General features: G+C 74.2%; 6 protein-coding genes. 3 read left to right on the top strand and 3 right to left on the bottom strand.

Annotation, left to right across the window (positions count from 1 at the left end; genetic code table 11):
• The first annotated feature begins 258 nt into the window (after positions 1-258).
• Positions 259-1,728 carry a PAS domain-containing protein gene (locus KBZ10_RS28140; protein ID WP_307847652.1) on the top strand — a complete coding sequence of 490 codons (1,470 nt, stop codon included), beginning with the start codon at positions 259-261 and terminating at the stop codon, positions 1,726-1,728.
• Between the two features lie 47 nt (positions 1,729-1,775).
• Here the strand turns inward: KBZ10_RS28140 and KBZ10_RS28135 are convergent, their stop codons facing one another.
• Positions 1,776-2,594, bottom strand: a complete 819-nt coding sequence (locus KBZ10_RS28135; RefSeq protein WP_210990561.1) for an SIS domain-containing protein — start codon at positions 2,592-2,594, stop codon at positions 1,776-1,778.
• 310 nt (positions 2,595-2,904) lie between these two features.
• Here KBZ10_RS28135 and KBZ10_RS28130 point away from each other — a divergent pair, with 310 nt between their 5' ends.
• The gene (locus tag KBZ10_RS28130) at positions 2,905-3,597 is read left to right on the top strand and encodes a metal-dependent transcriptional regulator (RefSeq protein WP_210990560.1); all 693 of its coding nucleotides are present in this window, start codon (positions 2,905-2,907) and stop codon (positions 3,595-3,597) included.
• Between the two features lie 911 nt (positions 3,598-4,508).
• Entirely contained in the window at positions 4,509-5,372 is an 864-nt protein-coding gene (locus KBZ10_RS28125; protein ID WP_210990564.1) for an alpha/beta fold hydrolase, read from the top strand.
• 84 nt (positions 5,373-5,456) lie between these two features.
• Here KBZ10_RS28125 and KBZ10_RS28120 read toward each other — a convergent pair whose 3' ends face one another.
• Together KBZ10_RS28120 and KBZ10_RS28115 are read right to left on the bottom strand one after the other, a co-directional pair.
• Positions 5,457-7,097 (bottom strand): transporter, encoded by a 1,641-nt coding sequence (locus KBZ10_RS28120; protein ID WP_374223432.1) that lies wholly within the window; start codon positions 7,095-7,097, stop codon positions 5,457-5,459.
• A gap of 110 nt (positions 7,098-7,207) precedes the next feature.
• Positions 7,208-7,972, bottom strand: coding sequence for an ABC transporter ATP-binding protein (locus tag KBZ10_RS28115; protein ID WP_210990559.1), 765 nt, complete (start codon positions 7,970-7,972; stop codon positions 7,208-7,210).
• Positions 7,973-8,300: the final 328 nt, after the last annotated feature.

The following is an 8,300-nucleotide window of genomic DNA, read 5'->3' as shown; positions in this document are numbered from 1 at the left end:
TTTCGGGCGGTTTCCGCGCGGTGCGGGCGAGCGCGCCCTTCCGCCGCCGCCGCCGCCCCCGCCCCCGCCCCGCTTCCCTCACCAACCGCCGGGCCGCCCGGGCCGGTTGCCGCCCGCTTCGGCCGGCGGTCGTCGCCCCGGGCCACCGATTTCCGGGAACACGGTGTGGGCTCCATCACGTTCGAGTTCAATGAAACCGGAGTACGGAGTACGGAGTACGAACAAGCGCTACGCAGCCACGTCGTCTGGAGGTGCCAGGTGACTGCTCAACGGCCTTCCGGCTCAGGCCCCGTCCCGTCGGCGCGTGCCGCCGGCCCCGGCCGCGAGACGCCCGGCCCCCCGCCGGACTGCGAGGACTCGGATCTGCTGGCCGCGCTGCTGGACGGTATGGACGCCGCGCTCTGTGCCTTCGACGCCGACGGTGTCGTCACCCACTGGAACCGCGAGGCGGAACGCATCCTCGGCTGGTCGGCGAAGGAGGCGGTCGGCCGGCACGGCTTCGCGGGGTGGGCGGTCCGCACGGCCGACGCCGACGAGGTGCAGGGCCGGCTGATGGCGGCGATGGGTTCCGATGGCCGCCAGGTGCACGAATTCGCGCTCCTCACCAAGGACGGCGGCCGGGTCCTCGTCCGCACCCAGTCGGCCGCGGTCCGGGGCGCGAACGGCGAGCCCGCGGGCGTCTACTGCGCGTTCACCGAGGTGCACGCCCAGATCGACCTGGAACGGTCGCTGGCTCTGAGCGACGCCCTGTTCGAGGACGCCGCCTGGGGCGTGGTTCTGGTGGACGCCGATCTGCGCCCGGCCGTGGTGGGCGGTCACGCGGCGCGCACCCTCGGCCGGGAACGCGCCGAGCTGCTGGGGCGGCCGCTGGGAGACCTGCTGTCGCAGGGCGCGGAGGAACTGGAGAGCTCGCTCCAGCACGTGCTGGCGGAGGGCACGCCGCCCGCACCCGGCGACCTGTGGGTGACGCTGTGCCCCGCACGGGGCGACGGCGCGGGCGGCGGCGCAAGCGGCGGCACAAGCGGCGACGCGGCAACGGGTCCGGCCGGCGGCCGCCGCTGCTGGCGCAGCGGCTTCGTGCGGCTGGCGTCACCGCTGGCGGAGGAGCCGGTGCCGCTGGGCGTCGCCTGGTTCTTCCAGGACATCACCGAGACGAAGCTGCTGGAGCGGGAGAGCTCACTGCTGCGTTTCCGCGGCAACCAGCTGCACCGGGCGGGCCTCTCGGCGGCCGAGTGCGAGGACCCGGCCGAGGCAGCGACCGTCCACGTCGACTTCGCGCTGGCCGGGTTCGCGGACCACGCGCTGCTCGACCTGCTGCCCGCGGACGGCCCGGCCGCCGGCCGGCTGGTGCGGGCCGCGGCCACGCCGACCGGCGCGGGCGGCCCGTGCTCGGCGATCGAGCCGAGCGGCATCCCGGTGGGCTACCCGGAGGGACACCCGGCGCCGCGCGCCGTGGAACGCACCGGGTCCGTGCGCTCCTCCGCGGTCACCGGAGGCGCGGCGGAGCCGCGGGACTGGGCGCGGGCCCGGCAGTGGCCGGAGGACTCGGTGCACGCGCTCTGCGTGGTGCTGCGCAGCCGCGGCCGCACCCTCGGCGTGCTGACGTTCCTGCGGGGCGCCAGCCGCAGGCCGTTCGAACGCCAGGACGCGGTGTACGCGGAGGACGTGGCGGTCCGCACGGCCACGCTGCTGGACCTGGCGGGCGTCGGCGGTTCCGGGCCGCGGTGAGGGCGCGGGGGCGCGGGCCGCTGTTTCCGGGCGCCGGTCCGGCAGGGTCAGGACCGCCGGTAGAAGATCCGGTCGCGGTACTCGTCCAGGACCGCGCGGTTCCAGTCGTGGCCGCCGTCGACATTGCCGGAGCGCAGCAGGGGCGGGGTTGTCCCGCGGGCGGCGAGTTCGCCGGCGGCGGAGGCCATGACGGCCTGCATCAGCGCACTGGTCACGACGGTGGAGGCGGGAGCGAAGGGCGCGTCGATGCCGTCGGCGGTCAGCTCCGCGTCCCCCACGGAAATCTTGCTGTCGAGGACCACGTCGCAGTGGTCCTTCAGGAAGGTGCCGTCCGGGTTCTGCGGTTCGGTGGCCGCGGCATAGGCGACGGAGGTGACCCCGATCACGCTCAGGCCGCGCGCCCGGGCGCCCCGGGCCATCTCCACCGGCAGGGTGTTGCGCCCGGAGAGGGAGATGATCACGAGCAGGTCGCCGGACCGCACCGGGGCCGTGCCGAGCGCGGCGTCCGCCAGCCCCGTCACCCGTTCGAGCGCGCTGCCGAGCGTGGCGGGCACGACGTCGACTCCGGTCAGACCGGGTACGGAGAGCAGATTCATCAGAGCCAGGCCACCGGCGCGGTAGACGACGTCCTGGGCGGGCAGGGAGGAGTGCCCGGCGCCGAACGCGAAGAGCCTGCCGCCCGCGGTGACGGTGTCGGCGATCAGCGAGCCGGCCCGGAGGATCCCGTCCCGCTCCTCGTCGCGGACCCGCCGCAGCAGGTCGACGGCGGCCTGGAGGAACCGCTCGGGGAGCTCCTCGGCGGGCCGGGGGGTGAGCTCCGCCGTGAGCTGTGCGGGGCGGTGCCCGGGGAGCCTGCTGTCGCTCATGGCCGTGGGGCCCTTTCGGTAGGGGTCCGTGGGGAGTCCGCGGCAGGTCCTCCGGACGTCCGCCGGAAGGCGTCTGCCGGTGCGTGCCGGGGACACGAGCCGCCGGAGCCGGCGGAGGAGTGCCGGCGCATGCCGCGGGAGGTCCGCCCCGGTGGCGTCCCGGGCGGCCCGGTCCCGCGGCGATCACGGTGCGGTCTGGACCACTGTGCTGTCAATAGCGCACCGGGCCCGCGGCACGACAGGGGCCGGTTGTCCCCGGCATGCGCAAGAATTGGGGCCGGGGCCACCGCACCGTCAACGAGGGGCACGCATGTCCGGACTCATCGACACCACGGAGATGTATCTCCGCACCATCCTGGAGCTCGAGGAGGAAGGTGTGGTCCCCATGCGCGCGCGGATCGCGGAGCGGCTCGACCAGAGCGGTCCCACGGTCAGCCAGACCGTGGCGCGAATGGAGCGCGACGGGCTCGTGACCGTCGCCGGGGACCGCCACCTGGAGCTGACCGAGGAGGGCCGTCGGCTGGCCACCCGCGTCATGCGCAAGCACCGGCTGGCCGAGTGCCTGCTGGTCGACGTGATCGGCCTGGAGTGGGAGCAGGTCCACGCGGAGGCGTGCCGCTGGGAGCACGTCATGAGCGAGGCCGTGGAGCGGCGCGTGCTGGAGCTGCTGCAGCACCCGACGGAGTCCCCGTACGGCAATCCGATCCCGGGTCTGGAGGAGCTGGGCGAGGCCGGCGAGGCCGATCCGTTCCTCGGTGAGGGCGTGGTCAGCCTGGTCGATCTGCGTCCGGGCCCGGAGAGCAAGACGGTGGTCGTCCGGCGGATCGGCGAGCCGATCCAGACGGACGCCCAGCTGATGTACACGCTGCGGCGGGCCGGGGTGCAGCCCGGGTCGGTGGTGAGCGTCCGGGAGTCGGCGGGGGGCGTGCTGGTCGGCAGCGGCGGGGAGGCCGCGGAGCTGGAGGCGGATGTCGCCTCCCACGTGTTCGTGGCGAAGCGCTGAATCCGGCCGCTGGTTCAGTCCGCTGGTTCCGGCCGGTGCGGCGTGGCGCGGCGCGCGGGGGCGTACGAGGTGCGGACGGCCCGTCGGAAGCGCGGGCGCGAGGGGCACGCGAGGGCTGGATTGAGGGCGTAGGGGCAGCGCGTGGGCGGCCGGACGTGGCACTCTGTCGCTGAGGCATATGGCGCTGGGGCATTCGCGGGGCGCCGTGCTCTGTCCGCCGACCGGGAGGTGTGCGCGATGGGCCGAGGGAACCGGATCGGCGCCGACGCCCCTGCCGGAAGTGCCACGGTACGCGGACGTTCGAAGGCCCCGGCTCGCCGTGGCGTAGCCGGGGCCTCGCCTCCCCGTGTCCCGCCGGGCGACCCGGAGCCCCGAGCTCTCAGGGTCGGTACCGGCGTTCTCACCTCGTTCCTTCCATCCCCTCGGCCACGGCGGCCAATCCTTGAGGGCTGTCACCCGTACGAGGGGTCTTGTGCGGCGATGCGGCTCCACAGCCCTGTGTTCGAATAAGAGTTCGATACTGTGTCCGTGTTCGACCGCGCATGCACGACCCCGAAAGATTCAGGAAACCCGCGAACCGTCTGCCACGGCAGAGGGACAGCCAGGTAATCGGGCGGACGGAACAGACGGAACAGACGGAACAGGCAGCCACCCAGACAGACAGTCAGTCAACCAAACAGACAGCCACCCAGACAGACAGTCAGCCACTACCAGACAGCCACAGCCACAGCCACAGCCAGCCAGACAGTCGGACGGACAGGCAGCCCGCCGGGCAGGCAGCCAGGCAGCCCGCCGGGCAGGCAGCCAGGCAGGCACGGCGGAGAGCGACCGGTACGGCTGGTGCGACAGCACCCCGCCGGCCGCGGGGCACACCGAAACGGCAGCCGGAAGGAATGGGGGTGCCAGATCACATGGTTCGGCGCATCAACACGACCGGAGCCGACGGAGTCCGGCTTGCCGCCTGGGAGTTCGCCGACCCGCCCAAGGGTGTGCGGGAGGGCGGGACGGCGCCGGGGGTCCTGCTCCTGCACGGCCTGATGGGGCGCGCCTCCCACTGGGCGGAGACGTCCCGCTGGCTCTCCGCGCGCCATCACGCCGTCGCCCTCGACCAACGGGGCCACGGGCGCAGCGAGAAACCTTCCGCAGGCCCGTACACCAGGGAGGCCTACGTCGCCGACGCCGAGGCGGTTCTGGAGCGGCTGGAGCTCGGCCCGGCCGTGCTGGTCGGCCATGCCATGGGAGCCCTGACGGCCTGGCAGCTCGCCGCCCGCCGCCCCGATCTCGTCCGGGCCCTGGTCGTCTGCGACATGCGCGCTTCCGCGCTCGGCGCCCGCTCGCAGCGCGAGTGGGAGGAGTGGTTCGCGTCCTGGCCGCTGCCCTTCGCGACCCTCGCGGACGTCCGCAAGTGGTTCGGCGAGGACGATCCGGGCCTGGAGCGCCCCCGGCCGTCCCGCGGCGACTTCTTCGCCGAGGTCATGGCCGAGCGCGCCGACGGCTGGCGTCCGGTCTTCTCCCGCCGGGCGATGCTGCGGGCGCGGGAGTCCTGGGTGCACGACGCACACTGGGACGAATTGGCCCAGGTGCGGTGCCCCACCCTCGTGGTCCGGGGCCTGGACGGCGAACTGGGCCGCGCCGAGGCCCAGGAGATGGTCCGGGTGCTGCCCAGGGGCGAGTACGCCGAGGTCCCCGACGCGGGGCACCTGGTCCATTACGACCGGCCCGAGGGCTGGCGGGCGGTCGTCGAACCCTTTCTGGAGAACGTGACCCCGGACTGAGCGGCGGCGGACCGATCGCCCGTCGCCCGTCGCCCGTCGCTTGCCGCCCGTCGCCCGCCGCCCGCCGCCCGCCGCCCGTCGCGGTCAGGCCTTGCTGACCGCCGCCAGGATCTCCGGCAGCCGGGCGGCGGTGCGCGGGGCCGACAGCCGCAGGCCGAGGCGGGTGATCGCCCAGCCGTAGAGGGCGCCGAGCGGCAGGATCAGCCACAGCCAGGCGTGGGCGCCCGCCACATGCATCCAGATGACGAGCGCCAGCAGCGGCGCACACAGCAGCGCCGCCGCGAACATGCCGCCCATGATGCTCAGCCACGCCAGGCCGGCCTGGCCCGGTGCGACGTTCTTGAAGCCGCTGTCCTGCGGGATCGAGTACGGGAAGCGCTCCGAGGCCAGCGCGCCCGTCGCCAGCATGGCGCCCAGCAGGGCCAGTGAGACGCCCAGGGCCTCCGGGAACGCGCTCCAGTCGCCCAGCAGCACCGAGGAGACGACCACCACGAGCGTCACGTACGGCACCGCCACCACCGCGAGGGCCATCGCCCGCCCGCGGAGTTCGAGATACGCGTCGCGCGGCGAGGAGATCGTCTGCGCCACGATCCAGAAGGCCGAGGTGTCCTGCCCGAACTGGTTGTACATCTGCATGCCCAGCAGCCCGGCCGCCCAGCACGCCGCGTACGGGCTGCCGTTGCCCTGCACCGCGTACACCACTGGCAGCAGCAGGCCGATGCCCAGCGCCGAGACCCAGCCGGTCTTGACCTTGGGATCGCGCCAGGCGTAGCGCAGGGTGCGCTCCATGACGGTGCCGGTGCGGCCGGGCGGCAGCAGCCGGGTGAGGCCGGAGCCGTCGCCGGAGGGCTTCTCCCCGGGGGCGGTGGCGGCCTGCAGGGTCGAGCCGTCGGGGGCGGTCATCAGCCGGGTGAGGCTCCGTTGCCACCACCACACCAGCAGCGCCAGCGCGGCCCCGGCCAGGGCCAGTTGCGCGGCGGCGGTGGCGTACGAGCCGGCGCCCGCGGAGCGTACGGCGTCCAGGGCGGAGGCCGGTGGGACCCAGCGCAGCACGTCCGCCGCCGGTTCCAGGAGCCGCAGCCCACCGGGCTGGGACAGCTTCTGCACCCCGAGGTTGACGAACTGGGCGCCGACCGCGATGAACAGGCCGCTGAGCAGGGCCAGATCACGGCCCCTGCGGCTGGTCAGCAGCCGGACGTTGGCGGCGGCCACGGAGCGGGACAGCGCCACGCACACCAGCAGCACCAGCGGCGCGGCCACCACACCGGTCACGACCGCCGCCGTGCCGTGTGCCACCGCCACCACCGAACCGGCGGCCAGGGTCAGCGTGAACAGTGAGCCGATGCCGATGAGCGAGGCCACCAGCAGGGAGAGCGCCAGCGGGGCGGGGCGCAGCGGCAGCATCACCAGCCGGGTCGGGTCCAGCGTCTCGTCGCCCGAGGCGAAGAAGAGCGGCATCACGGCCCAGCCCAGTGTGAGCAGGGCGGTGATGGCCAGGACGAGCGCGGGGGCGTGCTCGTTGCCGCGCAGGGCGATCAGGCCCAGCAGTTGCAGTGCCGCGAACAGCAGGGTGAGGACGAGCGACACGATGTAGGCCGCCCTGCGGCCGGCCGACTGGCGCAGGCCGTTGCGCAGCAGGGACAGCTTCAGCCGGACGAAGACGGCCGTGACGGCGGCTCCCCCGGCGGACCGGGGCACCGCCGGGCGTCCGGCCGCGGCGAGCACGGTGCCAGTGCCAGTGCCAGTGCCAGTGCCGGGGCCAGTGCCGGTGCCGGTGGTGGTGCCGGGGCGGGCGTCGGCAGCGGTGCCGGTGCCCGGCGGGGTGGGTGCGGCGCTCACCGGGCGCCACCGCCCAGCCAGTCCAGGCTCTGCCCGGCGTCGTGGCCTCCCGCGCCGACCAGTTCGAGGAAGGCGTCCTGGAGGGTGGGCGCGTCACCGCGCACCTCGGCGAGCGGACCGCGGGCGCGGATGCGGCCGGCGGCCATCACCGCCACCCAGTCGCACAAACTCTCGACCAGTTCCATGACGTGGCTGGAGAAGACGACGGTCGCGCCCGAGGCGGTGTAGCGCTCCAGCACCCCGCGGATCGTCTGCGCGGACACCGGGTCGACCCCCTCGAACGGCTCGTCGAGGAACAGCACTTCGGGGTTGTGGAGCAGAGCGGCGGCGAGGCCGATCTTCTTCCGCATACCGGTCGAGTAGTCGATGACCAGCTTGTGCTGGGCACCGGCCAGACCCAGCACGTCGAGCAGTTGCGTCGTCCGCTGGTCCACTTCCTCGCCCGGCAGCCCCCGCAGCCGGCCGGTGTACGCGAGCAGTTCACGGCCGGACAGACGTTCGAAAAGTCGCAGGCCCTCCGGGAGGACCCCGATGCGGGACTTCACGGCGACCGGGTCGGCCCAGACGTCGTGGCCGCCGATCAGCACCTGCCCGGAGTCCGGCCGCAGCAGCCCGGTCACCATCGACAGGGTCGTCGTCTTGCCCGCCCCGTTCGGACCGACGAGGCCGATGAACCGCCCGGCCGGCAGATCCAGATCCACCCCCGCGACGGCCGCCTGTTCGCCGAACCGCTTCCACAGCCCGCGCACCCGGACGGCCACGGGGGCTCCGGCCGCGCCCGTCGCCGCCGCCGCTGCATCTGGCGTCCCTGCCGACGCCGCTGCCGCTTCTGCCGCTCCTCCCGCTTCCGTCGCTCCTCCTGCTCCTTCCGCTCCTGCCGCTGCTCCCGCCGCTGCTCCGGTTTCTGCCGCGCCCGTCCCGCCGGCCGCGCCCGTCGTGCCGTCGGCCGCCGCTCCAGCCGCCGTACCGGTGCGGCCGGGCCTCTCCGCCGTCCGCTTCTCTGTCACTTGTCGTGCCTTTCATCGTCCCCGTGCGCTTCCCCCGGGAGGCACCGGTCCCCGGCCCCTCCCGGCAACGCACCCTACGGGT

The organism is Streptomyces sp. F63, assembly GCF_018070345.1.
In the GTDB taxonomy this organism is placed as follows: Bacteria; Actinomycetota; Actinomycetes; order Streptomycetales; family Streptomycetaceae; genus Streptomyces.
This window is presented reverse-complemented; position numbering and strand designations above follow the sequence as displayed.